Source organism: Acinetobacter chengduensis, assembly GCF_003664645.1.
Lineage (GTDB): Bacteria > Pseudomonadota > Gammaproteobacteria > Pseudomonadales > Moraxellaceae > Acinetobacter > Acinetobacter chengduensis.
Genome location: NZ_RCHC01000063.1, coordinates 1 through 1,244, shown reverse-complemented (window position 1 = coordinate 1,244; position 1,244 = coordinate 1). Strand labels below are relative to the sequence as shown.

Sequence of the window (1,244 nt, the reverse complement as noted above, 5' to 3'; positions counted from 1 at the left end):
CTTGTATCTTGATTGATATAGTGATTAGCTACCACTATACGCAAATTGTAGAGTTTGGAGTGCTGCTAAAATCTTAAATTTGAACCTGAGATAAAACCTACAATTTGCCCTTATCCCTCATACAACTCTGAACGGTAACTAAGCACTTTGATGCTGTATTCACAAGGTAAGATGATGGTTAATGGGATAAAAATCATAGCTTAAACTCAAGGAATATCACCATGATTATGCTAGGTATTGATGTCAGTAAAACCAAAATAGATTGTTGCATTTTCCCTCAAGGTTTGACTGGAAAAAGAAAAAATAAAATATTTACTAATACAGAAAGTGGCTTTGGCAGTCTGCTCAAATGGCTCATCACTCTTAAAATTGAACCTGATCAAGTGACAGCAATCATGGAAGCGACTTCGGTTTATCATGAGAATTTGGGATATTATCTATATGATGCAGGTGTAAAGGTTTGTGTGGCTAATCCTTCACGAGTAAGAGCCTTTGCCAAAGGCATGTCCATGCTAAATAAAACGGATAAAGCTGATAGTGAAGCTCTTTCACGTTATGGTTACACCGCAAAGTTAATCATATGGCAGCCTGAACCTGAAAATGTCAGATTATTAAAAGCTTTACTAGGCAGACGAGATGTCTATCTAGGTAGTCTATTGCAGGAAAAGAATCGACTTGAAAAGGCGCAGTCCACTCATACCTCCGTTGTTGTGATTAAATTACTTGAAGAGAATATTGAGTATTTAAATCAGCAACTTGAACATATTGATAAGTTAATAAATAATCACATAGATCAAGATCCAACATTGAAACAGGATTTGAAATTACTGCAAACTATTCCTTCAATCGGTGAACGATCAGGCTTATTACTATTGGGGTTATTTCATTCGCACAAGTTTGAAAAAGCAAGTCAAGCTGCTGCATATGTAGGTTTGGTTCCAGTACATCAGTTGTCTGGCAGTTCAGTCAACAAGCAAAGTCACTTATCAAAAGCAGGTGACAGTAAAATACGCTCAGTATTGTATATGTCAGCATTAACAGCGATTAAATATAATCCACACATTGAAGCTTTATATCAACGATTATTAAGCCAGGGTAAAAATAAAATGTGTGCTTTAGGTGCTGCAATGCGCAAGCTTATACATCTGTGTTATGGCGTTTTAAAACATCAGACTGCCTATCAAAGAGATTATTTATTGGTCGAATAATCTCAAAACCTGATTGACTACCAAGACGGTATCTCA

The 1,244-nt window shown here is 36.2% G+C and carries 1 protein-coding gene; it reads left to right on the top strand.

Annotation, left to right across the window (positions count from 1 at the left end):
* Window positions 1-221: 221 nt before the first annotated feature.
* The gene (locus D9K81_RS18200) at window positions 222-1,208 is read left to right on the top strand and encodes an IS110 family RNA-guided transposase (RefSeq protein WP_004278529.1); all 987 of its coding nucleotides are present in this window, start codon (window positions 222-224) and stop codon (window positions 1,206-1,208) included.
* Window positions 1,209-1,244 lie beyond the last annotated feature (36 nt).